The 26578-nt window shown below is 59.9% G+C and carries 19 protein-coding genes and 2 pseudogenes; 9 read left to right on the forward strand and 12 right to left on the reverse strand.

All coding sequences use genetic code 11. The features are described from left to right. Positions 1-201: 201 nt before the first annotated feature. The 5 genes from CARG_RS08985 to CARG_RS09005 all read right to left on the reverse strand — a co-directional run bounded on the left by CARG_RS08985 (position 202) and on the right by CARG_RS09005 (position 7511). Positions 202-1278 carry an alpha/beta hydrolase gene (locus CARG_RS08985; RefSeq protein WP_021012336.1) on the reverse strand — a complete coding sequence of 359 codons (1077 nt, stop codon included), beginning with the start codon at positions 1276-1278 and terminating at the stop codon, positions 202-204. A 259-nt stretch (positions 1279-1537) separates the two neighbouring features. Then, the gene (locus tag CARG_RS08990; protein ID WP_234654191.1) at positions 1538-2503 is read right to left on the reverse strand and encodes a decaprenyl-phosphate phosphoribosyltransferase; all 966 of its coding nucleotides are present in this window, start codon (positions 2501-2503) and stop codon (positions 1538-1540) included. 35 nt (positions 2504-2538) lie between these two features. Next, positions 2539-3102, reverse strand: coding sequence for a phosphatase PAP2 family protein (locus CARG_RS08995; RefSeq protein WP_021012338.1), 564 nt, complete (start codon positions 3100-3102; stop codon positions 2539-2541). Beyond that, positions 3095-5032 carry a glycosyltransferase gene (locus CARG_RS09000; RefSeq protein ID WP_041747846.1) on the reverse strand — a complete coding sequence of 646 codons (1938 nt, stop codon included), beginning with the start codon at positions 5030-5032 and terminating at the stop codon, positions 3095-3097. The genes CARG_RS08995 and CARG_RS09000 overlap by 8 nt, the downstream gene beginning before the upstream one ends. A 244-nt stretch (positions 5033-5276) precedes the next feature. Beyond that, positions 5277-7511 (reverse strand): hypothetical protein, encoded by a 2235-nt coding sequence (locus CARG_RS09005; protein ID WP_021012340.1) that lies wholly within the window; start codon positions 7509-7511, stop codon positions 5277-5279. 688 nt (positions 7512-8199) lie between these two features. Between CARG_RS09005 and CARG_RS09015 the strand changes: the two genes are divergently transcribed. Further along, positions 8200-9855 (forward strand): DUF5129 domain-containing protein, encoded by a 1656-nt coding sequence (locus CARG_RS09015; protein WP_144198629.1) that lies wholly within the window; start codon positions 8200-8202, stop codon positions 9853-9855. 71 nt (positions 9856-9926) lie between these two features. On the opposite strand, the pseudogene CARG_RS09020 reads toward CARG_RS09015, so the two are convergent. Together CARG_RS09020 and glf are read right to left on the reverse strand one after the other, a co-directional pair. After that, positions 9927-10148 (reverse strand): annotated as a pseudogene (locus CARG_RS09020) (RtcB family protein); the annotation flags it as partial. 369 nt (positions 10149-10517) lie between these two features. Continuing rightward, positions 10518-11684: a UDP-galactopyranose mutase gene (gene glf / locus CARG_RS09025; protein WP_021012345.1), complete on the reverse strand. Its 1167-nt coding sequence runs from the start codon at positions 11682-11684 to the stop codon at positions 10518-10520. Between the two features lie 149 nt (positions 11685-11833). On the opposite strand from glf, the gene CARG_RS09030 reads away from it, so the two are divergent. Then, the gene (locus CARG_RS09030) at positions 11834-13351 is read left to right on the forward strand and encodes a peptidoglycan recognition protein family protein (RefSeq protein WP_021012346.1); all 1518 of its coding nucleotides are present in this window, start codon (positions 11834-11836) and stop codon (positions 13349-13351) included. A 28-nt stretch (positions 13352-13379) separates the two neighbouring features. On the opposite strand, the gene CARG_RS09035 is transcribed toward CARG_RS09030, so the two are convergent. Together CARG_RS09035 and CARG_RS09040 are read right to left on the reverse strand one after the other, a co-directional pair. Beyond that, positions 13380-14267 (reverse strand): HAD family hydrolase, encoded by an 888-nt coding sequence (locus CARG_RS09035; RefSeq protein WP_021012347.1) that lies wholly within the window; start codon positions 14265-14267, stop codon positions 13380-13382. Continuing rightward, the gene (locus CARG_RS09040; protein ID WP_021012348.1) at positions 14264-16201 is read right to left on the reverse strand and encodes an HAD-IIB family hydrolase; all 1938 of its coding nucleotides are present in this window, start codon (positions 16199-16201) and stop codon (positions 14264-14266) included. The genes CARG_RS09035 and CARG_RS09040 overlap by 4 nt, the downstream gene beginning before the upstream one ends. Before the next feature lie 181 nt (positions 16202-16382). Here CARG_RS09040 and glpK point away from each other — a divergent pair. After that, positions 16383-17908, forward strand: a pseudogene (glpK, locus tag CARG_RS09045) (glycerol kinase GlpK). Positions 17909-17920: 12 nt separating this feature from the next. On the opposite strand, the gene serS reads toward glpK, so the two are convergent. Next, positions 17921-19180 (reverse strand): serine--tRNA ligase, encoded by a 1260-nt coding sequence (gene serS, locus CARG_RS09050; protein ID WP_021012349.1) that lies wholly within the window; start codon positions 19178-19180, stop codon positions 17921-17923. Positions 19181-19423: 243 nt separating this feature from the next. Here serS and CARG_RS09055 point away from each other — a divergent pair, with 243 nt between their 5' ends. The 3 genes from CARG_RS09055 to CARG_RS09065 are packed head-to-tail and all read left to right on the forward strand — an operon-like array spanning position 19424 to position 21651. Beyond that, the gene (locus CARG_RS09055) at positions 19424-20251 is read left to right on the forward strand and encodes a GntR family transcriptional regulator (RefSeq protein WP_041747152.1); all 828 of its coding nucleotides are present in this window, start codon (positions 19424-19426) and stop codon (positions 20249-20251) included. 3 nt (positions 20252-20254) lie between these two features. After that, entirely contained in the window at positions 20255-21259 is a 1005-nt protein-coding gene (locus CARG_RS09060) for a septum formation family protein (protein WP_041747154.1), read from the forward strand. A 44-nt stretch (positions 21260-21303) separates the two neighbouring features. Next, positions 21304-21651, forward strand: coding sequence for a metallopeptidase family protein (locus CARG_RS09065; protein WP_041747852.1), 348 nt, complete (start codon positions 21304-21306; stop codon positions 21649-21651). Here CARG_RS09065 and CARG_RS09070 read toward each other — a convergent pair. Together CARG_RS09070 and pheA are read right to left on the reverse strand one after the other, a co-directional pair. Continuing rightward, positions 21648-22283 (reverse strand): histidine phosphatase family protein, encoded by a 636-nt coding sequence (locus CARG_RS09070; RefSeq protein ID WP_021012353.1) that lies wholly within the window; start codon positions 22281-22283, stop codon positions 21648-21650. The two genes, CARG_RS09065 and CARG_RS09070, sit on opposite strands and share 4 nt — an antisense overlap. A gap of 61 nt (positions 22284-22344) precedes the next feature. Next, positions 22345-23301, reverse strand: coding sequence for a prephenate dehydratase (pheA, locus tag CARG_RS09075; protein ID WP_021012354.1), 957 nt, complete (start codon positions 23299-23301; stop codon positions 22345-22347). 54 nt (positions 23302-23355) lie between these two features. Between pheA and CARG_RS09080 the strand changes: the two genes are divergently transcribed. The 3 genes from CARG_RS09080 to CARG_RS09090 all read left to right on the forward strand — a co-directional run bounded on the left by CARG_RS09080 (position 23356) and on the right by CARG_RS09090 (position 26426). Beyond that, entirely contained in the window at positions 23356-24636 is a 1281-nt protein-coding gene (locus CARG_RS09080) for an amidase family protein (RefSeq protein ID WP_144198632.1), read from the forward strand. 11 nt (positions 24637-24647) lie between these two features. Then, positions 24648-25355 (forward strand): CPBP family intramembrane glutamic endopeptidase, encoded by a 708-nt coding sequence (locus CARG_RS09085; RefSeq protein WP_021012356.1) that lies wholly within the window; start codon positions 24648-24650, stop codon positions 25353-25355. A gap of 123 nt (positions 25356-25478) precedes the next feature. Beyond that, the gene (locus CARG_RS09090; protein WP_021012357.1) at positions 25479-26426 is read left to right on the forward strand and encodes an L-lactate dehydrogenase; all 948 of its coding nucleotides are present in this window, start codon (positions 25479-25481) and stop codon (positions 26424-26426) included. The last annotated feature ends 152 nt before the right edge of the window (positions 26427-26578 follow it).

Raw genomic sequence — 26578 nt, forward strand, 5'->3', positions numbered from 1 at the left:
CCGCCTCCGGAAAGGGCAGTCGTGAAGTACTTAAAATAAAGCACCCTCAAGTTTAAGTTAAAGTTTAAACTTTTACATTAGGGTCGCCCCGGCGTGTTCACCCCGAAACGCCCACCACGTGACTCCGCCGGTCCCCATAACAAAACCCCCGGGCGCACTACTTAGAGCACATCCGGGGGCTAGGGGCGGCGCCAGGAATTATTACCAGGCGTTCATCACGTTGAGCACGCGCTCGCGAGTGAGGTAGAGCTCGTCATTCCACTGGTTCCACGCGTGGACACCATTCGGGCGGTAGTGGTTGGTGACATTGATGCCCTCAGCGCGCGCCTTGGCTTCCCACACCAGCGTGGTTTCCAGGGACAGCGCCTCCAAAACAGAGCCGTTGATCTTCTGCATGGTCGGAATACCGGCATCCTGCGGACCCCACAGGCCAGTAGCCGCAGAAATGTAGACATCGGTGTTACGCAACCCACCGGTGGCCCAGAAAGGATCATCGTGGAAGCGACGGGGGTTGATCAAGATGCCGTACATAGCGCTGACGTTGAATCCACCGGTGTCCAGCAGAGCCAAACGCAGCAGGGTCTGCATGCCGGGCATCGTGGTGGTCAGGTAACCAGACCAGGACATTGCCTGACGGAACTGATCCGGGTGATTACCAGCCAAGGAGATCGCAGAGGTGCCGCCCATGGACAGGCCAGCGATGGAGTTGTTGTGCGGGTCAACACCGAAGTGCTGCTGCAGGTAGGCCGGCAGCTCAGAGGTGAGGAAGGTCTCCCACTTGTAAATCACCGGAGCCGAAGACATGGAAGACAGGTTGGCCGGAGCATCCCAGTCAGCGTAGAAGGAACCCGCGCCACCGATAGGCATCACCAAGGTGATGTTGTGGTCAACGTAGGCCGCAGGAGCGTTAGCATCATGGGTCCACGCGTTGTAGTAGTCGGTCGCACGCATGCCGTCGAGCAGGTAGAGGCCAGCGTTACCGCCGCGGCCAGCCGGCTGAATCTGGACGGGAATGTTGCGGCCCATTGCGGGGCTCCACACGTCACAGCGCTGAACCCAGAAACCAACCGGGTCCCAATCGCAGGAGCCAGTGTTGTCGGGGCGCAGCCAATCGCGGTTGCCTGCGTGGGCGGTGCCCGTGCCCACCATTCCGATGCTGCAGACGGTTGCCGCCGCGACAACGGTGGCTGCAACCTTCCGCGAGATCGACTTCGCGGAGCTCTTGATGCCGCGCAGTGTGCCGAGCAAGCCGGTGCGGGCTGTGTGTCGAGTCGTCATTGCACTCCTTTGTAGGGCCTCTAAGGTGGCCAGATTGAGCCTTTTTCGAGCAAGTTTTACCGAGGTCAAAATTGCTTAACATGTGGAACATCGGCCACCGAGACCAAAACGTTACCAAGTTTTAAAGTACACGTCAGCGGAGAAAAACCAAGTCACTTTCGTCTGACTACCCCAACCTCGGGGTAACACTACTTAACAACATTCACACCAGTCATAAGCCACCTGGGGAAACACTGCCTAACTACGTACTAGCCCACACCTACACCAACGGGACCACATACACGGCCATACCGACGCAGAACACCCACGCCAAAGCAAGAACCTGCAACGTACGGTCACTCAACGCCAACTCATCCGGCGCCCCGCCATCACCACGGTCAACATCGGCAGCGTAACGCAAAATCGCCACAGTAAACGGCACCATCGACACCTGATACCACACACCCGCCGCGCCCCCAGCAGCCTTCGACAAACCAAAACCCCACAACGCGTAGCTCATCACCACAGCCGTCGCCGACAACGTCCACACGAAACGCAAATACGTCGGCGTATACCCCTCCAAAGACTTCCGGATCTTCGCGCCAGAACGCTGCGCCAACAAAATTTCGCTATAACGCTTACCCGACGCCATAAACAACGAACCAAACGCTGCCACCAGCAAGAACCACTGCGACAAATCAATCCCGCCAGCAACACCACCGGCCATCGCACGCAGCATAAAACCACTGGACACCAACGCGATATCCAACACCGGCTGATGCTTCCAACTGAAGCAATAACCCAACTGCAGCGCAATATAAACGGCGACAACAATGCCCAAGGCATGCCCGGCAGTCGCCAACAGGCTCACCCCAAGCGCCGCAATAATCAGCACCACCGCCATCACATACGCCACATTCACCGGCAACACACCAGCAGCGATCGGGCGGAAACGCTTCTTCGGATGCGCCCGGTCAGCCTCAACGTCACGAGCATCATTAATCAAATAAATTGATGACGCCGCGAAGCAAAAAGCCACAAACGCAATGCCAACATCGGCAAGGGTGCGGCCATTCAGCAGCACTTCAGAACCCGCGGCCGCAGGCGCGGCAAGCACCAGGACGTTCTTCACCCACTGCTTAGGGCGCAACGCCTTGATCATCCCATCAACAAGCCCCTTCGGAGGTTTGCCCTCGGTGGGCTCGATACCGCGAGTATGCGGTTCAGATCCAAGTCCAGTGCTCACGATCGTCTTTCTCCCAAAGAAGTAAAAAAGCTTGTCTAACCCTCAAAGTACGGCATGACGGCCTTCGCCGCCGCCACACCTACCAAGGCACCACAGGTGACATCCGTCGGATAATGCACACCCAAAATCATGCGGGAAAGCATCATAGCGCCCGCACCAACATAAGGCACAGAAGAACCAGTCAGCACAGCCAACGCAGCCATCGTCGCAGTTGTTGACGTCGCGTGCGAACTGGGAAAACTATGGTTCGACGGTGTCGACACGCCAACCACGATGCGCTCATCATGAGGCCGCGGCCTGCGCACAACCCGCTTCAACACCACACTCGCCGCATGCGCAACCAACGCAGCCGTACCCAGCCCACACCACTGGCGACGACGATGCTTATCAAACAACGCGCCAGCAGCAGACAAACCCAACCAACCAAGGGCATGCTCCCCCACGTGCGACATCACACGCGCAGTCGGCAGAACTCCCGCGACGTCATGAGTCGCAGACTGAATCGCCACCAACGCATCGGCCTCCCACTCAGGGCCCGCCTTCCACGCAGACCAGCGGTCGGCAACATCACGCAACAGCGCCTGCGAAGAACTAGGCATCAAAGATGTCCTTCCACGCATCAAGACTGCTCAAACGACTATGAGCAGCGCGATACTGCCCGCGAAGCTCATCAAAACGCTCCTCAACAAGCTTCTGCAAACGCCGCGATTCCTTCAACAAATCCTTCGCCTTATTCAAATCACGCTGGCGATACACGACGCCGCGACCATCTGCCATCGTCACCGTCGCGCCGTCAACCCGCGACAAGCTAAACCAACGCGCCTCGATCGGAGCAAAATTCGCCTGAGGCACATCATGATGCGCCGGATCTTCCTTAGTCAGCGAATGCTTCAAACCCTTCGCCAACCACACAGCCTTCTTCACCGGAGCCAAACGGCCACCAATATCCTTCGTCGGAACACCCGGTGCACCCGTCGGCTTCGGCAACTGCGCAGCCGTCGGCAACACCACCGCATCCGGATACGTCTTACGAATCGCAGCGATCCTCGGCAACGACGTCTCCAAAATGTCAAACAACTGATCCGGACCCGCCAAGAAGTCCTTCATCGCCTCATTCTGAATAGCGACCGTCGAGTACTCCAAGCACAACAAATGCTTCAGCGTCGCCTTCTGCATCGAGCGAATAATGCCCTTGACCGGGCCATCATGATCCATCGCCGCAACAATCAAACGGTTACGCAAATGGAAATAGGCCTGCCAATCGATCGCGTCGTCCTTATCCGACCACGCCATATGCCAAATCGCGATACCCGGCCATGTTGCCGTCGGAAAACCAGCCTTACCAGCACGCAAACCGTACTCGGCGTCGTCCCACTTAATGAACAACGGCAGCGGCAGTCCAATACGCTCCGCAACCACATGTGGAATCATGCACATCCACCAGCCGTTGTAATCAACATCGATTCGGCGGTGCAAATCACGAGAATTCTTCGCATCCGGCTTATCACCCGGACTGCCCTTATAACTCAAAGGCATCTCGGAAAAATCATGGTCATAGTGCACATGCGGCGCCGACGTCCACATGAAATCAGCGCGATTAATGACCTCACCCATCGAATGCAGGTGGCTGCGCTCCTGCAAATTCAGCATCTGGCCACCAATCAACGTCGGCGTCTTCGCATAACGCGCAGCCTGCAACGCACGCAACACGCTATCCGGCTCAATCGCAATATCGTCATCCATATACAAAATGTAAGGAGACTTCTTTGCACCAGCAGGCTTAGTTCCATCAGGACCGCCCAAAGCTTCGTACATGATGCGCGAATAACCACCCGAACCACCAAGGTTGCCCTGGCGGAACTCAAAGAACCGATCCCCAAAATGCTCAGTCGCGGCAGCATACCCAGGCTCATCTGCAGGATGCTTATTACCCTGATCAGGCATAATAACCGTATCGATCACCGCATCCACCACCGGATCAGAAGCCAACGCCTCCAAAGCAGCAACAGCATCAGCAGGACGGTTGAACGTAGGAATACCCACAGTCACCCGCGGCTCAAACGGCCCCACCGTACTACCATCCGGCATCACCTGCGGACCAGGCGCCTCAGCCGCAAACCAGCCAGCCGACACAATCTCCGTATCCGACTCCGCCGTCACATCAAACCAATACCAACCCCCATCCTCAAACGGTGCCAAATCCAAATCGAACTCCGCCACCCCATCGGAAACAACCTTGCCCTCAACACCAATACGGCTGCCATCGATCTTCGAGCGGTAGACATCCACACGCGCAGTCCCCGCGACGTCAACACGCAAAAGAACACGAGACAACTGCGACCAGCGACGCCAATAACTCGCCGGAAACGCATTGAAATACGTCTGGAAACTCAACTCAGAACCAGCCGGAATACGCACCTGGGTGCGATTATCCCACCGGGCACGCTCCCGGTTAGTCTCCGCCTCCAACACATACAAGGTGCGCACATCATGCGGCTCACCCAAACGCGGCAACAGCACGCGCTGCAACTGCTCAGGGCCCCCACCCTTCTGAGCGCCAGCATTCTGGGCGCCGGCATTCGCGACAGTGTCGGACTTAACGGTCGTTCGTTCACTCAAGGTAAAAACCTCTAGTCTTTCGGATCTCGTGACGCGCACGCACCCAACGAAGGCACGCACATATCTCCCTCAACCCTAGCGGCAGCAACCCCACCACGGCACGCGGCGCGCGGCTACCACCCAAGCCTCATGCACAGCACCACGCTAGACCAAACTAGCCCTCGCGATCATCCAAATGAATCTCCGTCGGCCACGCCAACACCGCACCCGGCACCTCCGGCTGATCACGATAATCCTCCGGATCCTTCTCCAACTCGATCGTCCGCCCCCTCGTCAACGCAAACTTAATGTTCGACAAAGCCACCCGCGGCGACCACGGCTGACGATAACTGCGATAAATCCGCACAAAATCATCCGTATGAATAGCCCTGCGCGCCTCAATAGTCCCCGGAGTGCTGATATACCCCGGCACCATATCCATCCGAGTCGAAGAATCCGCCAACGCCCACTCCAACGGCAACATCTTGTCGTGACCGATCCGGCCACCCTCGATACGCGGCTGGCGCGCAGCAACCGGATTCGCCAAACCCACCGTATCCACCACGCGAATATCCAAAGGCGCATTCATACCGGTCATGCCAAGGTTGATGTAGGCGACCGTCGGGCGCAGCGTCACCAACCCATCCGGATCAGGAGTGCCAGGCTCCATCCCCGGAACCGTCATCCAATTGAAGGGATGCCCCGGCTCCTGGCTCTGGATCGACAAAATCATCCCCGTTGGCTGCTCATAGGCACGCTCAATCGCCTCCTCGTAACCCCACATGCGGTCAATATCGAGGAAGTCGCTAGCAACCAGCGGAGGATCCTGGGCAGTGTGGCCGCTAAACCACATCCAAAACTCCCGCTCGTCAATAACCCCCAACTCCTTATTCGGATCCTTGTCCGGCGGCTGCCAATCGGTGCCCGCATGCGCCGTGGCGATCGCCCAACCCCCAGCCGCAGCCGCAGCAACCACAGCCAACGCCGGAAAAACAGCACGACCCCGCGCGCCACCCTTCACACTAGTGGTACGGGCGCTACCGGGGCTAGGTGCGCTATGGGTGATGACGTCGCCCCTTCCGCTGGCCTCAGCGCCACCCGCCGCCAGCAACCACACCGGCACCACCATCAACGGGCACAACAGCGCAAACAAAGGGATCAACAGCATGCGCCCATGCATGAAATCCCCACCAACACGAACAACATACAGCCCATGCAGCACACCACACAGCAGCATCACAACCACAACGGTGACGGGGCGACGCACCCGCAACCCCCGCGACGTCATCACCCCAGAATCCTCACCGTCAGCTGCCGCAACCGACACGCCCGCACCACTCGCACGGGAAGCCAACAACCGCGGATCTGCCCCAAACCACACCGCAACCAACACCCCAGCGACCGCCGCAGCAACAACACCAAACAACAAACTGTAGGGCTCAAACAGGTCAGTCACGTACGCCCAACCGGTCGACCACTCCGCATCGCTCGCGGACTTCGCCACCGCCGTCTGCGGCACCAACAAACCGTAATACGCCATACGAAACAGCTGATAACCAGCGGGAAGAGGCAGAGCGGCCACCATAATCAAGCCGCGCCGCCGACACGAACCCGCCCCCAACAGCAGAACAAGCCCAGCGATTGCACCATACAAAACAAGCTCGGGGCGCACCAGCCAACTCAGGCCGCACCACAGGGAGGCAAAGCCCAACACCCCGGGCGAATCGTTGCGCACCCACGTCACCAACACCCACCACAGGACCGCGACCCAAAAAATGCTCAAACCCCACTCGAGCCCCGACGTCGCAAAATCGCGCGCGGGCGGCAACGCCAGGTACACCAGCCCACCCAGCGGCACGAACAGCAGACGGCTCCGGTGTGCGGAGCCCTTAACGCGATACAGCTTCGCCGACCCCAATGACGCCGCGACCATCGCCGCCACAGTAAAGCCCAAGGCCAGCCACAACGCGATGATCTCCAGTCGGGCAGGGGTGAGGAGGGCACCCACATAAATGAGGTACTGCCACAGGGTCGAAGTGTTCGCTTCGACTCGCTCCCCGGCATTGAACACGGGGCCGTTGCCGGCGAGGAGGTTGCGGACGGTGCGCAAAACGATGAGGCCGTCGTCGCTCATCCAGCGGCGCTGCCAGCCGCCGACGCCTGCGAACCCGGCCAAGATGAGGGCGGAAAGCCAGGCCGAGGAGAGGGAAACGGAGAGGGAAAGGGGGGATGAGTGCTTGGTTGTGGGGTGTGTGGTTGCCGGGTGTGTGGTTGTGTCCCGCATGCTTGTGGCGCGTGTGCCCATTGTGGCGGCCTGGGGATGGGGTGCTCGATGCTTACCGGTGGCGCGGGTGGGGGCGTCGGCGTCGGGGTGGGCGCGGTGGGGTTCGGGGCGAGGGGTGCCGTCCACTAGGGTCCTCCTGTGGTTTCCTGCAAAAGACGTGAGGGACGTATCGGCTGGGGCTCCGCGCCGCGGGGGCTGGGGCGTGCGAAATACTGTGGTAATGGTAGGCGTGTGAGGGGCCGGGGGTGGGTTGCCCCACCGGGGCTGCGCTGCGGCGTTGGAGGTGCGTGCGCCGAGAGGGTTTGGGGCGGGGAAGTTTTCGCGGATGGCGCCTGCAAAGAACAGCCGTGCGTGAACCCTAACCGCAAGCATCCGCGACACTCACGCACAACCCTGCATGCGGTCTCATTTTCAAACCGTTTTTCAATAAATGCAACGAGCAAACGCACCTCAGCCCGTCACGGAGACAATCACAACAACTGCACGCGAACCAAGCCGCAACCCTACAGGCTGCTCTGGCTAAAGTCACCGCCCGCATGCACGCCCGGGACACCGACGAAAAACAAACCCGCACCAGCCGCCAACAGACACACATTTTGTCCCTTAACCCGGAAGAAATCGCCCAAACCTACCTTCACACTAGGGCTGCTAAAGACACCCAGCTAGAAACCCCACTAGTTATCTCATGCACCATTAACGAACTAGACCAGCTGGCTCCACACACCCGCTTCAAAACCAACACCGGGCAACTACTCGGCCCCCTCGGCATTCTTTCCCCGCACCTACCCACCCTTTCGTTGTTAACATTGGTCCCATGACCACAGCCCACCCTCGCCGCCACCTTCACCGCCCAAATTCATCCATGGCAGCACTCACCACAGCCAGCGCCACCAGCACCACCAGCGCCCCCACAGCGACAACCGCAGCATTAAGCGCAGCATCAACCGCAGCGTTGAAAGCGACCTTCACCGCCGCTCTCTCCATCTTCGCCATCGCCACCTTCATCCTCGCCACTTCCCTCCCTGCCACCGCGCTCCCCACCACCTCATCACAGTCCCTCCCCCACCCATCTACACAACACGCCCCCGCCACCGCACTCCCCGCCTCGCACCCCGCCCTCTCCGCACAGGCCACTCTCTCTACACAATCCACCCCCTCCGCCGACCACGTCACGGTCACCGTCTGGTCCGACAGCCCCGAACTCACCGACGAAGACGAAGCCTTCCTCACCGCCGAAACCGAAAAACTCGATTTCCCCGATCAGGTCACCACCGTCGATTACCTACTGCTGGCGCACAACAGCGAGGATTTCAACGAGGGGATGCTGAATTTCGCCAAGGAGCAGCGCCCCGACCTCCTCAACGATGGCGCCACCAAATGGGCCCCCGGCCACCTCATCGTCGCAGTCGGCCTCGAACCCCGCCGCAACGGCATCTACTGCGGCGACGATGCCTGCGCTGCCCTCACCCTCAACCGCGGCCCCCGCCTTCACAATTCCCTCGAAGCGATGAAGCCCTCGTTGCGCGGCGGCAACCTCGCAGGCGGCCTCTTCGCCGGCGCCCAAGCCACCATCGACCCCGAAACCCTCATTGGCAACACCCCCGACGATGACCGCCAGCAGAGTTGGTTCAGCAAAATCACCGCTTTGCCCATCGGAATCCTCGTCCCGATCGGCGTCGTCTGGCTCATCTTCAAAAATTCCCGCAAAAACCGCAAGCGCGACCGCAAACTGTACGAAACCGTCACCACCGGCCACGCCGAAATCGCCCCCAAGCTCGACGAATACGACATCCGCGCCAACAGCCTGCGCAGCGACCTCGCCGATTCTGAGCTCCGCCATCAATGGGAGGAGGTCCGCAAACAATTCCTGTCCATCGACTCGACGCTCGCTAAGATCCCCGACAATCCCTCCGATAAGCAGCTCACGAAGCATGGGCGGGACCTTTACTCGGCAAACAACTCCCTGTCGTTGATGCGCAACGCGATGTCCAACATCGATACGCTCTACGACATCGAAAATGGTGACAAGGCCACCCGTATCCGCGAAGCGATGCGCCTGCGCGAAGACTTTAAGGAGGCCGCCCTCGGCACCAGCAACGAACGCTTCGCCGAGGAACTCACGCAGTTGCAAGCCCGCGCGAAAGTCCTGATGGATGATCCCCAACAGGAGGGCTTCGTCGACGCATTCACGCTTCTCATTGCTGACGCCGCGGTGGTGATGAAGGCAATCGGCGCTGAGGAACTCGACGGGGTCACCGAATCCGCCAAGCATCCGAAGCCCACCATTAGTGCCGATGATTGGCGCCCCGGCGTCGGCTACCACGGTTACACGCCGTACGTGGTGATGAGCACTTGGCATTCGCACGACACGGCCAGCGACAATTCTTGGGATACGGGCGATTCCTCCGGGGTGTCGGTCGGCTATTCCACCCCGGGTTTTTCGGGTGGCGGCGGCTCCAGCAGCTGGTAAGCCCCAACCCAGACCCGCACCGCCACCGGATGCTCGGCTATGTTCCCTTGACGTTGAGGATCTGCCGCAGCGGCGTCAATATCCGTGCGGGTGAGGTCGGTGAGCACACCTATCATCCCGCAGCCTATGTCGACCCCGACGGCGGTGGGTATCACGGCCCCTTTGGTTCCGAATACGGTTCCGACGCTGCTTCCGAGCCCGTAGTGGGCGTCGGGCATGAGGGCGACGTGTGGGGCGACGAAAGGCATGTTGGCGGTCAGGCTGAGCTGTTCGGTCACCTTGGGGTCCAGCATGCTGGCGAAGTTGTGCACTGGTACGCGGGTGCTCTGTGCGGTGGTGTTGTCCTGGGTTTGGCCCCAGGTGCCGTTTACATTGTGCATGAAAAAACCTTCCATGTAGTGGTCGAATGTTTTCGGCCGCTGTGTGGCTGTTTGCCGGCGACCGTGTGCCAGTACACGAGAAGGTGTTTTTGTTTATGCGCGCCTTTTACCTTGGGTTTAAGGTGTGTTGGCTACGAGGTTCCCCCTTTTTGCGCACTGGCTGTCCAGTGCGCGGGTACGCATGGCGGAAGATATTAATTAATGACGCCGCGTTATTCCATGCCCCTACCGCATCTGGGGATAGCAGGGGGTTAGGGAGGTGGCGGTCCGTCCGCAGCGTTTTTAGGCGTCGACTCCTAGGAGTTCGGCGAGTTTGTTGTCCCACATGCTTAGGGCGGAGGCGATGGCCATGTGCATGTCGAGGTATTGGTAGGTGCCGAGGCGTCCGCCGAAGAAGACCTTGTTGTTGGCGGTTTCTGCTTCCGCGAGTTCGCGGTAGCGGAGTAGTTTTTCGCGGTCTTCTGGGGTGTTGATTGGGTAGTAGGGTTCGTCGTCACCTTCGGCGAAGCGGGAGTATTCCTTCATGATGACGGTTTTGTCCGTCGGGTAGGTGTCGGCGCGTTCGGGGTGGAAGTGGCGGAATTCGTGGATGCGGGTGTAGGGGTACTCGGCGTCGTTGTAGTTCATGACCGGGGTGCCCTGGAAGTCAGGGATGTCGAGCACTTCGGTTTCGAAGTCGAGGGTGCGCCACCCGAGTTTGCCTGCTTCGTAGTCGAAGTAGAGGTCGAGGGGGCCGGTGTAGACGACGGGGGCGTCGGGGTTTTCGCCGCGTACTTGTTCGCGGACGTCGAACCAGTCGGTGTCGAGTCGTACGTCGATGTTGTCAGAGGCGGCCATGTTTTCGAGCCAGGCAGCGTAGCCGTCTACTGGTAGGCCTTCGTAGGTGTCGTTGAAGTAGCGGTTGTCGAAGTTGTATCGGACGGGTAGGCGGGTGATGTTGCCGGCGGGGAGTTCTTTGGGGTCGGTTTGCCATTGTTTGGCGGTGTAGTCGCGGATGAAGGCTTCGTAGAGTGGGCGGCCGATGAGGGAGATCGCTTTTTCTTCGAGGTTGGTGGCTTCGTCGGTGTTGATTTCGGCTGCTTGTTCGGCGATGAGTGCTTTGGCTTCTTCGGGGCTGTAGTACTTGCCGAAGAATTGTGCGATGAGGCCTAGGCCCATGGGGAATTGGTAGGCCTGGCCTTTGTGCATGGCAAAGACGCGGTGTTGGTAGCCGGTGAATGTGGTGAATTGGTTGACGTAGTCCCAGACGCGTTTGTTGGAGGTGTGGAAAAGGTGAGCGCCATATTTGTGTACCTCGATGCCGGTGTCGGGGTCGGCTTCGGAGTAGGCGTTTCCGCCCAGGTGGGGGCGTTTTTCTACGATGAGGACTCGTTTGTTTGCGTGTGCTGCGCGTTCTGCGATGGTGAGTCCGAAGAGGCCGGATCCGACAACGATGAGGTCATAGGTCATGTTGTTCAAATTTACACGTCGGTGTGGGGTGTGTGCTGTTCACACGGCGCCACGCCACCACGGTAAATATCATGCGAAACTTCATTAACACTGATAACATCCGTTAACAATCCTGTATGCACGCAACAGCTGTAACAGTTAGGACTTGCATGCCCATCACCCCGCACCTGCCCGGCTTCCTCCCCATGCCCGGCGCGTCACGCCGCCGCATCAACCGCCGCAGCAGCCTCCGCCCATCCCTAGCCTTGACTTCTATCACCGGGATCGCCCTGGCGACGGCCGCGACTTTCGGTATCGCACACTCCCCGTCCGGCTTGTTCGCCTCGGGTGATGACGCCGCGGTGCTCGTTGTCGACGACAATGGTTCCGGTCCGATCACCGCCGCAATCGAGTCCACGAGTTTCGACGCCGGCGACAACATCGTTGTGGATGACCCGGCGATCGTCACCCAGGGCGAGGCCCCCGGGCCGAAGGCGGTCAAGGAGTTTTATCGCGAAGAGCCTTTCGATATGTTCGCCTTGAACTGGAGTGGCGACAAAGAAATCGCTGCGTTCTTCCGTTCCGAGCGGCCCGATGGCACCTGGACTGAGTGGTTCGATGCAGAGCCTGTCGACCAGGGCCCCCGCGGCGTCAACAATGGGCGAAATGGTACGGAGCCGGTCTTTGTGGAGAAGACGAACCGAATCCAGGTGTCCACGGCTGGCGTCGACATGACGGAGGCACCAGCGGACCTCGAGGCCACATTCATCGATGGCAAGGCCGCGCAAGATTCTGGCCCTGCGATCGAGCTGACTGCAGATTCCGACGGCATCACCCGTGTGGTTAGCCGCGCCGGTTGGGGTGCCGACGAAAGCCTGCGCTGCTCCTCCCCCACCTATAACGATGAGGTCAATGCGATCACCATTCACCACACTGCGGGTTCGAACAATTACACCCGTGCGGAGGCCGCCGGCGTGGTGCGCGGAACCTACCAGTACCATGCGCAGCGCCTCGGTTGGTGCGATATCGGATACCACGCGCTGGTTGATAAGTTCGGCACCATCTACGAGGGTCGATACGGCGGCCTCAACCGCGCGGTCGAGGGCGCGCACGCTGGTGGCTTTAACGAAAACACCATGGGCATTTCGATGATGGGTGATTACTCCACTGTTCGCCCCTCTGACGCAACGATCCGCTCCGTTGGCGAACTCGCCGGCTGGAAGGCACGCGTATCCGGGTTCGATCCGCTGGGTTATGACACGCATTACTCCGAGGGCACCAGCTATTCGAAGTACCCCTACGGTGCTGCCGTGACCCTGCCGAATATTTTCGCTCACCGCGACGTCGGCAATACTGTTTGCCCTGGTGATGCAGGCTATGCACGGATGGATGACATTCGAGGGATCGCGAAGCAAAAGTACGATTCTTTGAGCGGGACGACGGTGACGGATACGAATCCGAACCCCGATACCGGCGTTCGGCGTCCCTCCCCTGGCACTGGGGGAATTGGCGGCGGCAGCGGACGCAACCCCGGCGGCACCGGTGGTTACGACGGTGACGCGTCCGGTTCAAGCATGCTAGGTAGCTCGAAGGGTGCCGGGGATGTCGATCGCATCATTAACCACGCGAACGACCTGATTGATGCGATCAAGACGATCGATAACGCCACGAAGGAGCTGCGCAACTAGCGCCTCCAATTGGGCAACTAGAACCAGCCTAGAACCAGGTTTCAAGTACCGCCGCCACGCCGTCTTGGTCGTTGGTGGCGGTTACTTTGTTTGCGGCTTGTTTGACGTTGTCTTGGGCGTTACCCATGGCTACTCCGGTGCCTGCCCAGCGGAGCATTTCGATGTCATTGGGCATGTCTCCGAAGGCGATGGTCTCGTGGGCATCGATGCCGATCGCTTCGGCGACTTCTGCGACCGCGGCTGCTTTGTTGACACCCGGCGCGGCGCATTCGATGAGCCCTTCGGGTATCGAGTAGGTGGCGTGGGCCAGGGCCGGGTCGATGTGGTCTTCGAGTAGCGCATACATGTCGGCGCTGTGCATGTTTTCGCAGCGTATGAGCAGTTTGACGGCTGGTTTTTCGAGTAGTTGTGGGTGTTCTTCGATGCCGTGTTCGTCGGAGTCCCAGGCGTGGTCGTAGCGGGGGTCGACGACAAACTGTTTGTCGCGGGGCCCGCCGGTTCCGGTGGCGTATCCGCAGCCCTGGATGTCGTCGAGGTTGACTCTTTCGACGGCGAAGGTGGGGTTGGGTAAGTGGGTGGTGGCTGCGTCGACGAGGGTGTTGAGGGCGTCGGGGTTGAGGACATGGGAGTTGATGATGCTGTCGGAGCGTGCGTCGTAGGTGATGGCTCCGTTGGCGCAGACGCAGACGGGTCGGACGTCGATTTGTTGTAGGACTGGGGCGATCCAGCGGGGTGGGCGGCCGGTGGCGAGGCAGAGCACGGTGCCTTGGGCGGTCATTTTATTAATGACGTCGCGGAGGCGGGGGCTTACGCGTTCGTCACTGCGGATGAATGTTCCGTCGATGTCGCTGGCGACGAGGCGTGGTGGGGTGCCCCTGTTGGGGGTGTCCGTGGTTGTGTTTGGATTGTGGATCATACCTGGCCTGGTGTTTCCTCGCGTTGGAATACGGGTGCGAGGAATTCACTGACGCCGTCTTTGGCGACGGGAGAGGTGACCCATTGCGCTTGCGCGATGACTGCCGGGTCTGCGTTGCCCATGGCGACGCCGGTGCCGACGTAGGCGAGCATGTCAATGTCGTTGGGCATGTCTCCGAAGGCGACGACGCGTGCTGGGTCGATACCTTCTTTTGAGAGTAGCCATTTCAGTCCGCTGGCTTTGGTGACTCCTGCGGGCGATATTTCGGCGTATCCCCAGGGTGCGGAGTAGTTTACGGTGGCGACGTCGCCGAGGTGTTCGGTGATTGCTGCGGCAATGTCCGCGGATGCCACGTCTGCTCGGGCGGTGTATTTGATGATGTGGCCGTTGACGCGCTCTTCGTCCATGACGAGGTCGGCGATGGGGCCTCCCGCGTTTGCACTGCGAGTTGCGTTGATTGCTTCGCGGACGGTCGCGGCGTCATCAGCTGTGAAACCATCGGTGTGGAGGATGGCGTCGCTAATGTCGGTGCTTTCGCTGAGTTCGGCGGGTAGTTTCGCCCCGTCGACGACGAGGGTGCCGTTGGCGGCCACAACGATGGGGGCGAACCCGAGGGCTTGGAATACTTCGGGTAGTTCGCGGGGGGTGCGGCCGGTGGCGAGGAAGGTGCATTTGCCGCGGGTGCGCATGTCGAGGAAGGCGTTGCGGGTGGATTCGGTGACGACGCGGGTGGTGCTGCCTTCTGGCTGGTAGAAGATGGTGCCGTCGACGTCGGTGACAAGGGCTTCGGGGAATTCGGTGAGGCGTGCTCGCACGCGATGGGGCAGGCGGTCGCGAATTTGTTTGGCGTCGCTGACCAGCTGGTTGAGGGCGTCGACTGCTGCGAGTGGGACGTTGGTGGGGATTTGTGCGGACAGTTGGCGGAGGCGGCTGCCTGCGCTGGCGACTTTCGATACCCCTTCTTTCACCCCTTCGACGGCGTCTTCGGCGAGTTGTTCGATGGCGGTTTTTGCAGTGGCGACCGTTTGGGCGGTGTGGTTAGCTGCGTCTTTGGATTGGACGACGAGTTCCTTGGAGGTTTCCCCGAGGCCGGCGAGGAGTGCGTTGAGCTTGTCCGCGAGGGCGTCGAGGTCGTCGCGGAGGGTGCGGACGCGGCGTCGTTCGTTTTGGACGGCGTCATCGAGTTTTTGCGCCTCTTCGAGGGTGAGGGCGCCACCGTCGTAGCGCGCGGGAACCCAGGGTGCTCCTTCGGGGAGCGGGCCGTGGAGTTCGTCGTAGCGCTGCCATAGTTCGGCTAGCCCATCGGCCATGATGTGGCGGAGTTGTTTGGTGACTTCATCGGCGGGCCCTTCTGGGGGGTACCAGGCGGGAAGGACGTTGATTTCGATGGGTGTGTTGCTGCGGCCTAGGTGTTTGGGGCCGTCTTTTGGCCAGACGCGTTGGCTGCCGACGAGGATGACGGGGACGATGGGTACACCGGCTTCGCGGGCCATGCGTACGGCACCGGTGCGGAGCTTTTTGATTTCGAAGGATCGTGACAGGGTGCCTTCGGGGAATACTCCGACGAGTTCGCCGGCTTTGAGGTCTTCTACCGCTTTGTTGTAGCTGGGCACGGTGTCGATGCGGTCGACGGGGATGTGTTTCATGCCGCTCATGACGGGTCCGCCGATGGGGTTGTCCCATACTTCCTGTTTCGCCATGAATCGGACGAGGCGTTTGCGGTTGAGTGCGGTGCGGGGTGAATGTGGGGTGTAGAAGGGGAGGCCGACGTAGGTGAAGTCCATGTAGCCGGTGTGGTTGGCGACGACGACTGCACCGGTGTCTGGGATGTTTTCGGCACCGGTGACGTTGAATTTTAGCCCTTGAGCTTTGAAAACTCCTTTTACTAGGTGGATCACCAAGTGGTAGAAAACGTCGTTAGCCTTTTTAGCCATAGTTTTTAGAGTACAACGTCGGCTACATGGTTGCGGTTACGTTATCGTTTGCTGCGGCGGCGGGCACGCTGGCGGCGCTTGTCGGCTAGCCTCGTGTGAACAGTCCCCCAATACCTGCCCTTTCCCTATTCATTCCCCGTCCCCGTCCCCCACTCCCCTTTTCTTTAGGAGGCTTCACCTCATGGCTACCGACACTCAATACATTGCGGCGATCGACCAGGGCACCACGTCCACCCGCTGCATCTTGTTCACGCACGAAGGCGAACTAGCCGCCGTCAGTCAGTTCGAGCACGAGCAGATTTTCCCCAGAAGGGTTGGGTCGAGCACGATCCGATGGAAATTTGGAAAAACACTCGCCGTGCAGTGGGCGAAGTAATTGCCACTGCGGATGCCTCCCCTTCGAATGTGCTGGCTGTGGGCATTACTAACCAGCGCGAGACCACCGTGGTGTGGGATAAGAATACGGGGGAGCCCGTGTACAACGCGATCGTGTGGCAGGATACGCGCACGATGGCGATCTGCGACGAGATCGCGGGCGAGGATGGTCCGGAGAAGTTCCGTGACAAGACTGGGTTGTTTATTAACTCCTATCCTTCCGCACCGAAGATCAAGTGGATTCTCGACAATGTTGAAGGTGCCCGCGAGCGCGGGGAGGCCGGCGATTTGTTGTTCGGCACGATCGACACGTGGTTGTTGTGGAATCTGACTGGCGGCGCGGAGGGCGATGGCAATGAGCCCGCGCTCCACTGCACAGATGTGACGAATGCGTCGCGCACGCTGCTCATGGATCTGAAGACGTTGCAGTGGGATGAGGATCTCTGCGAGCAGATGGGTATTCCGATGCAGATGTTGCCGGAGATCCGTCCGAGTGTGGGTGATTTCCGTCAGATCCGCGCACGCGGTTCGCTGCCTGGTGTGCCGATTCGCGGTATTTTGGGCGACCAGCAGGCTGCGATGTTCGGCCAAGCGTGCTTCAAGAATGGTGACGCGAAGAACACCTACGGCACGGGCCTGTTTATGCTGCTCAACACGGGCACGAAGCCGAAGTGGAGTGAGCACGGCATGCTGACTACCGTGTGCTACCAGATTGAGGGTCAAAAGCCGGTGTATGCGCTGGAGGGTTCCGTCGCGGTGGGTGGTTCACTGGTCCAGTGGCTGCGCGACAATCTGCAGATCATCCCCAATGCACCTGCGATTGAGAACATGGCGCGCAGTGTGGAGGACAATGGCGGTGTCTACATTGTGCCGGCGTTCTCGGGCTTGTTCGCTCCGAGGTGGAAGCCGGATGCTCGTGGCGCGATCGTCGGTCTGACTCGTTTCGCTAACCGGAATCACTTTGCGCGCGCGGTGCTGGAGGCTACGGCGTTCCAGACTCGCGAGGTTGCCGACGCGATGGTTGCGGATTCGGGTGTGGAGATCACCCGCCTGAAGGTTGACGGCGGGATGGTGCACAACGAGTTGCTGATGCAGTTCCAGGCAGACATTTTGGATACTGACGTCGTGCGCCCCCAGGTCACAGAAACCACTGCGCTGGGCGCGGCGTACGCGGCCGGTTTGAGCGTTGGTTTCTGGGAAAACCTGGAGGTCCTCAAGCACAACAATGCAGAGGACAAGGTGTGGCATCCGAAGATGGACGCCGAGCAGCGTGATGCGCTGTACCACGATTGGAACCGGGCAGTGGAGCGCACCTACGCCTGGGAGGAATAGTCCCCCTGTCCCCTATTTCTTGGGTTCGAGAACCTCGACACCCATGTAGGGGCGCAGGGCTTCGGGGACAACCACGGAACCGTCGGCCTGCTGGTTGTTCTCCAGGATGGCGACCAACCAGCGGGTGGTCGCCAGGGTTCCGTTGAGGGTTGCGCACACCTGGGCTTTGCCGTTGTCGTCGCGGTAGCGCACTCCGAGGCGGCGGGCTTGGAAGGTGGTGCAGTTCGACGTCGAGGTGAGCTCGCGGTATGTGTTTTGGGTGGGCACCCACGCTTCAGTGTCGAATTTGCGTGCGGCAGAAGACCCGAGGTCGCCGCCCGCGACGTCAATAATTCGATAGGGCACGCCGACGGCGCCGAGCATGTCGCGTTCCATGTCGAGGAGGCGTTGGTGTTCTGCTTGGGCGTCTTCGGGTTTGCAGTAGGAGAACATTTCGACTTTGTCGAACTGGTGGACGCGTAGAATTCCGCGGGTGTCTTTGCCGTAGGATCCGGCTTCGCGACGGAAGCAGGAGGACCAGCCGGCGTAGCGCTTGGGACCTTCGGAGAGGTCGATGATTTCACCCTGGTGGTATCCGGCGAGGGCGACCTCGGAGGTGCCGACGAGGTAGAGGTCGTCTGCGGGGAGGTAGTAGATTTCGTCCGAGTGGGCGCCGAGGAATCCGGTGCCGGCCATGGATTCGGGGCGGACGAGGACCGGTGGAACCATCAGTTGGAACCCGGCCTGGCGGGCTTTCATAGCGGCGAGGTTGAGCATTGCTAGCTGTAGGAATGCGCCGTCGCCGGTGAGGAAGTAGAAGCGGGAGCCGGAGACTTTGGTTCCGCGTTCCATGTCGATCAGGCCGAGGGATTCACCAAGTTCGAGGTGGTCTTTGGGTTCAAAGTCGAACTCTGGTGGGGTGCCGACGTGCTCGAGGACGATGTAGTCGTCTTCGCCGCCAGCGGGTGCGCCTTCCACAACATTGGAGATGAGGTATTGGAGGCGTTCGACTTCTGCTTCGGCGTCTTTTTGCGCGGCTTCGGCGTCTTTGACCTGCTGCTTGAGGGCGTTGGAGCCTTCGAGTAGGGCAGGGCGCTGTTCGGGTGCTGCTTGCCCAATTTTTTTACCGAAGGCTTTTTGTTCTGCCCTCAGGGAGTCGGCCTTCGCGATTGATTCGCGGCGGGTTTCGTCGGCGGAGATCAGTTGGTCGACGAGTTGGGGGTCTTCGCCGCGGGTGATCTGGGATTGTCGGACGACGTCGGGGTTATCGCGGAGGAACTTGAGATCAATCACGCTCTTAGCCTACCGCCTTGGTGTGTGCGTAGTGTTTCTCCCTTAACCCCACCCCTTTAAAGGGGGATCATTTTCAAAACGCCTGCGGCGGGGCGAGTGATTTATTAACGTAATTTTTAACCGTTATTTGCGTTCATGCAGCAACTTTCCCGGCGCAGTGTGCGCGTTGTGCGTGTGCTGTCAATGGGCGCGGGCGCAGGATGCTCGTCATTGTTTCTGTGTGTGGGAAGGTAAGTGGTACCCGTGCGGCAGTTTCGATCGTATTCTTTGGACCTGAGTGAGGGGGCCGCGCCGAAGCATGTTCAGCTGCGTCGGATAATCGAGCATTACGTGGAGAATAATTTGTCTCCGGGGGATATGTTGCCGGGCGAGCGCATGTTTGAGGAGCATTTTCGTATTTCGCGGATTACTGTCAGGCGTGCGGCGGGGGATTTGGTTGCCAGCGGCAAGTTGGTTCGTGTGCGCGGCCGGGGGACGTTTGTGGCCTCTACTCCTATGACGTCGAGTACTGGGTTGTTGTCTTTTAGTGAGCAGATGCGGGCGGAGGGTTTGCGTCCGGGCAGCATCATTGTGTTGGCGTCGCGGAGTGTTCCTCCGCCGGAAACTGTGCGTTTTTTCGCGGGTGGGGATCAGGATTCGGAGGTTGCGTTGCAGCCGGCGGGTGATGAGCCTGTGGATTTGAATACGCAGATGCATCATGCTCATGTGCGGCGGGTTCGTTTGGCTAATGGCGTTCCTGTGTCGATTGATGATGGTTGGTATAACAGCAGGTTGATGCCCTCTTTGTTGGAAAATGATGTGTATAACTCGATGTATGACATCATGTCGACGCATTACGATTGCCCTGTGACGGAGACGGTTCAGACGTCCTCTGCAGTGTGTGCGGATTCGGAGCAGGCTGGGTTGCTTGAGGTGTCCGTGGGGGCGCCGTTGTTGCGGGTGTTGCGTCAGTCTTATTCGCGGGGTCGGCCTGTGGAGTGGTGCGTGTCTTTTTACCGGACGGATCGTTTTGCTTTGTGTTCGCGTGTGACTCGCGCTTCTGCTGATTCTTCCGATCGTGGCAATATGTAACCCATGGTTTCTAGTTGGCGTTCTTCGGCTCCTGTGCGTGTCGCCCTTGTTGCTTCTTTGGTGGGCGGTGTTGCTGTGGGTGGTTATGCTTTTGAGTCCGCCCGGGCTGGTTCTTCTGGGGAGGGTGGGGATTCTTCCGCTGCGGGTTCGTCTTCGCAGCCGGCTAGTGATTCTTCGGCTCCGGTGGCGTCGTTTACGACGGCGAGTGTTGGGGATTGCGTGACGTGGGATGTTGACGCCGCGGGCGCGGTGTCGCAGTTTGGGCAGACGGATTGTGCCCGTCCGCACCGTTTTGAGATTTCGGCTCGTGAGGATTTGGGAGCGTATCCGTCGAGTGAGTTTGGCCCGAAGGCGGATATGCCTGGGGTTGCGCGTCAGGCGGAGTTGCGTGAGGAGTTGTGCCAGGGGCCGACGATTAAGTATTTGAAGGGTCATTTTGATCCTGTGGGACGTTATTCTGTGGCGTCGATTTTGCCGCCGAGGGAGCAGTGGGAGGCTGGGGATCGCACGATGTTGTGTGGTGTTCAGGTGACCAATGATGATGGTTCGGTGGAGTTGACGTCGGGTTCTGCGTTGAATCAGGATCAGGCGCGGATTGCTCAGGCTGGGGAGTGCGTTGCGGTTGATGACGCCGAGGTGCCTCGGGTTGTTGATTGTGGTGCGGAGCATTCGTATGAGGTAACGAAGGTGATTGATCTTCAGGAGGTGTTCCCGGATCGGGTGCCGAGTATTGAGGATCAGGATAATTATTTGAAGCCGGTGTGTACGCAGGCCGCGATGGATTATGTGGGTGGGGATGACGCGTTGTATTACTCGACGCTGCAGCCGTTCTGGACGGTTGTGCCGCCTAATTCGTGGTCGGGCGGCAGCCATACTGTGAACTGCACCCTGTTCTTCCCTAATGCTTCTGGCCGTTTTGCGGGTTTAGTGGGTTCGGCGAAGTCTGGGTTCACGATTGATGGTCAGCCTCCGCAGAAGTTGCCGGAGCGTAACCCGATCCGCCAGTAGGCCCGCTGTGGGCGTGCGGCTGCTAGTGAAGTGGGGTGGTGTGTGTGGTTGAGGTCAGCGACGAGCGTTTTGATCAGTTGGTGGAGCAGGCCATTGAGCTGATTCCGCGCGAGTTGCGTCGCCACGTGGATAATGTGGCGATGTTTGTTGATGATTACAATCCTGATTCGCCCTATATTTTGGGTTTGTACGACGGGGTGGCGTTGACGGAGCGGACGAGTGATTATTCGATGCATTTGCCTCCGAGTATTACCTTGTACGCGGAGGCGTTGAAGGACTTTTGTGCTTCAGAGGAGCAGCTGCGTGAGCAGATTGCGATCACGGTGGTGCATGAGGTCGCGCATCATTTTGGGATTGATGATGATCGTTTGCACGAGTTGGGGTGGGGCTAGCGGGGTGTGAGTGTGGGGAGGTTGACGGGCCATGTTCCGATGGGCCCGTCGGTGGTGATTTCGACGATTCCGCAGTTGGGGTAGATGGAGTTGGCGATGAGTTGTCGGTCGACGTCGCAGGCGTTCGCGACGAAGGTTCGGATGGCGGCACCGTGGCTGACGATGGCGAATTTGTCGAGGCCGGAGTCGAGTAGTTGGGTGATGGTTGGGTAGAAGCGGTCGATGAAGGTGGCGTAGCTTTCGCCGCCTGGTACGAGGATTGCGTGGTCGAAGTCGGTGTATGCGCGGTCGAATGCTACGGGGGTGGCGTCGTAGACCCAGGAGTTGAAGGCGCCTTGGTAGATGCGGAGGGCGTCGTCGTCGCCGCGCATTTCTAGTTCACCGGCGGAGATTTCTTCAAGTCCGGGAAGTTGCCCGTGGTAGTCGATGCCGGTGTGTTGGGCGGTTTGGATGGCGCGGGCAATGCGTGAGGAGTAGATGCGAGTGTATCCGCGTTCGCTTAAGTTCCGGCCGGCTTCTTGGGCTTGGGTGCGTCCGAGTTCGGTGAGGTCGGCGCCGGGGTGGGCGGTGTCGAGCAGGTGGTCGATGTTGCTGGGGGTTTCCCCGTGGCGGACGAGTGCGAAGCGGGCCATCTGTACCTTTCGTTGTGGTGCCGGCGCGTGCCGTGTGGCTGCTACCTTTAAGCGTGTGCCTTTAGCGTATGCCGGCGCGCAGGTTGTCGGTCCATTCGTGGGCGCGATGTATCTCTTCCAAGTTTATGGGCGAACGCGGTTGTTCGCATGAGGGCCACGAGCCGAGGTATTCGACTTTTTCGGCGCGGAGGTAGATTGCCCGGAGTGCTTCGGCGACGGGAGCGTCATCAATGTGGCCGACGATGTCGATGTGGAATCGGTATGTTCCCAGGCCAGTGCGGGTGGGGCGGGATTCAATGCGGGACATGTCGACGCCGCGGGTGGCGAGTTCTTGGAGTGCTCCGACGAGTGTTCCTGCTTCGTTGGGGAGGGTGACCATGATGGAGGTGCGGTCGTTTCCGGTGCGGGGTGTGGGTGCCCCCGCGGGTCCGATGAGTGCGAATCGGGTGCGTGCGCCGGCGACGTCTGCGACGGGATGCTCAATGACGTCGAGGTGGTAGATGTCTGCTGCGCGTAGGGGTGCGGCTGCGGCGTCTGCTTTGCCTTCGGCGACCATCTGGGCGGCAGCCGCGTTGGAGGTGGCGGCGATGAAGGTTGCGTCGGGGAGGTTGCGTTCGAGCCATTGGGCGACTTGGGGTTTAGCCACGGGGTGGGTGGTGAAGGTGCGGATGTCACCTAGGCGTCTGCCTGTGCGGACCACGATGGCGAACGCGACGTCAATATCTATTTCGTGGTAGATCTGGGCGCCGGGGTGTGCGGCGAGTGCGTCGAAGGTGGGGGTGACGGGCCCGTCGACGCTGTTTTCGATGGCTACGACGGCGTAGTCGGCGCGGGTGGGTGGCTGCTGGCTAGGATTGGTGGGGTTCAGTACTGCACCGATCGCTTCGGCGGGGCTTGTGACCGCCAGTGGCTGTAGTTCTGCGGTGCCTCCTGGGATGCAGCCGAGTTCTGCGAAGCGGATGAGTGCGGCTTCGGTGAAGGTTCCTTGGGGCCCGAGGTAGGCGACGGTGCAGCTCATGTGTGTGATTGTAGTTGGGATGTGTGGCTTGTGAGTGCTTGCGGCGATGGTGGTGTGGCACGGGCGCTTGAAGATGGGGTGTGCTCTCGGGGGGCCCGGCTGGCGGTTGAGGCATTTGGGGAGTTCATTGGGGGACGGCCGATGGCTGCGACGGGGTTGTCTTTCAATGCGGTCACCGATGGCACCCCGGTCGGTGGCACCCCGGTCGGTGGGCGTTTGTCGGGCTTGTTGGTGGCGGTGAAGGATCTGACTGCGGTGGCGGGGATGCCCCTGGGCTTGGGCAATTCGGGGCGTGCGTTCGTGCCCGCGGAGCATTCGCCTGTGGTCCAGCGCCTGCTTGATGCTGGTTGCGTGGTGGTGGGCAAGTCGGCGACGAGCGAGCTAGGCATGACGGCCTATTGCGAGCCTGTGGTCGATGGGGTGCAGCTGCGGGAGGATGCGCCCCAGTTGTTGAGGGGCCGTACGACGGGTGGTTCTTCGGGCGGTGCTGCGGTAGCGGTGGCACGGGGTGTTGTTCCGGTGGCGCATGCAACCGATGGTGGGGGCAGCATTCGTGTGCCGGCGGCGGCGTGCGGGTTGGTGGGGTTCAAGCCCGAGCACGACACTACCGGTGGGGCGTTGACTGCTGATGGTTTTATTACCCGTAGCGTGTCGGATCAGGCGTTGATGCATGGTTACCAGGAGCATCCGTCCTATGTGTCCCCTCCTCGGTTGCGGGTGGGGCTTCTCACTGCACCTGCGCATGCGCCCGGCGCGCCGGTGGATGATGCGTGGGGTGCTGCGGCGTGCGAGGCCGCGTCGCGTTTGTCGGCGGTGGGGCACCGTGTGGTGGAGATTGAGCCTTATGGGCCTGAGTTTTTTGAGGCTTTTTGTGCGGTGTTGACGGTGCGTGCCCGCAAGATTCCGCGTGTGGTTGGGGAGACTGCGATTGTGTCGTGGTTGCGGGATCGGGGTGTTGACGCCGCGGCTGATTGGTCGCGCACGGGCCCGTTGCTGGAGGTAGCGGGTTCGGCGGATGCCCGTGTTCGGGCGCTTGTTGATGTGGATGTGTTGCTCTCCCCTAGCCTGGCGCATGATCCGCCGCAGTTGGGTTATTTTTCTTCGATGGCTCCGGCGGATGATTTTGCTGCGCAGACTGCGTGGACTCCGTGGGCGAGTACGCAGAATCTCACGGGCCGCTGCGGTATTTCGGTTCCTTGTGGGGTGTTGCCTTCGCCGGGTGTGTCGACGGGTACGTCGGTGTTGTTGGGTTCGGTGCGTGTTGATGAGCCAACGTTGTTGGGTGTTGCACGCGAGGTATTTGATGGTGAGGTCGGGTTATGGCCCATAGATTAATCACAAAATTGATGACGCCGCGAGGGTTGCTGTGGTCGGAGATCGCGGTGGTGTTGCTGGTGACCTTCGGCATGTCGGGGTTGCGTGCTGTGTTGAAGCTTGTGGGGGCGTTGCTTGATCCGGCGCCGTTGAATGAGCAGTCGGTGGCTATTGGTGGCGCCCAGGCGTCTGTTCGGTGGTTGGATGTTGCTTTGCAGTTGAGCAGCGTGTTGAGTCTGCTGAGCTGGGCGGCGTTGGTTCTGGTTCTCGGCATCAGGGTGGTGAGGCCTAGGGCTTCGGATGCTGGGTGGGGTGCGGTGCTGGCGGCATGCATCGGGCTTCCGGGGTTGGTGTTGTACATGGTGGCGGTGCACATGGGGTGGAGTGTGCAGGTTAAGCCCTCCATGGGGTTGAGCTTGAGCGGCATTGTGCTGGCCCTTTTGTGGGCCGAAGCAAACGCTTTGGCCGAGGAGCTTGTGGTGGTGCAGTGGCTGGCGACCCGTCTGGAAACGCTGGGGGTGCGTGTGTGGGTGATCATCGCGGCGTCATCACTGTTGAGGGCCAGTTATCACCTGTATCAGGGTGTCAGCGCGGGTTTTGGCAATGTGGTGATGGGTGTGGTGTTCGCTTATGTGTTTCTGCGGTGGCAGCGCGTATGGCCGCTGGTGTGGGGACATTTTTTGATTGATGCGGTGGCGTTTGTTGGCTACCCGCTGCTGGGGTCGCACCTGGGACTGTAGGAGATTTGCCACATTTTCGGGCATTTTCCGGGCAACAGCGGGCACATTCGGGCATGTTGGGGGCATACTGGAACACAGGAATATCCCTCTAACTGGCTCCCGCGAGCCAAAGGCAGGTTAAACATGAAGGTCAGTGCTGGCAACAAAGTTGTTCTGATCGGCGCCGGCGATGTCGGAATCGCCTACGCTTTCGCCCTCGTCAACCAAGGCGTCTGTGACCACCTCGCGATCATCGACATCGATGAAAAGAAGCTCGAAGGCAACGTCATGGACTTAAACCACGGCGTCGTCTGGGCACCCTCGCGCACCAAAGTCACCAAGGGCACTTACGCTGACTGCGAAGACGCCGCCATGGTCGTCATCTGCGCCGGAGCCGCACAAAAGCCGGGCGAAACCCGCCTACAGCTAGTCGACAAAAACATGAAGATCATGAAGTCCATCGTGGACAACGTCATGGTCAACGGCTTCGACGGCATCTTCCTCGTCGCATCCAACCCCGTCGACATCCTGTCCTACGCCGTGTGGAAATACTCTGGTCTGCCGCACGAGCGTGTCATTGGCTCCGGCACCGTGCTCGACTCCGCCCGCTTCCGCTACATGCTGGGTGAACTCTACGAAGTCGCCCCGACCTCCATCCACTCCTACATCATCGGCGAACACGGCGACACCGAACTCCCCGTGCTATCGTCTGCCACCATCGCTGGCGTGTCCATGCGCAAACTGCTCGAAAAGGACCCCCAACTAGAGGGCCGCTTGGAGCGCATCTTCGAAGAAACCCGCGACGCCGCCTACACCATCATCGACGCCAAGGGCTCGACCTCTTACGGCATCGGCATGGGCTTGGCGCGTATCACCCGCGCCGTATTGCAGAACCAAGACGTCGCACTGCCGGTCTCTGCGCTGCTGCAAGGCGAATACGGACAGAAGGACATCTACCTGGGCACCCCCGCCATTGTGAACCGCAAAGGCATCCGCCGCGTCGTCGAGCTGGAGCTCACCGACCACGAGCTTGAGCGCATGACCCACTCGGCCGACACCCTGCGCGCCATCCAGGACGAGTTCTTCCACTAATTTTTCTTGGGCATGTGCCAAAATATGTGCAACTAGCAGCCTTCAAAAACTGCGACCGGGAAAACCTTCCCGTCGATGTCCTAAATGCGCATGTTTTGGCACAATCTCCTCTCCATGAAGCAGGGTGTGGGGATGGGGTGCTTCACCACACC

It is taken from the genome of Corynebacterium argentoratense DSM 44202 (assembly GCF_000590555.1).
GTDB classification, from domain to species: Bacteria; Actinomycetota; Actinomycetes; order Mycobacteriales; family Mycobacteriaceae; genus Corynebacterium; species Corynebacterium argentoratense.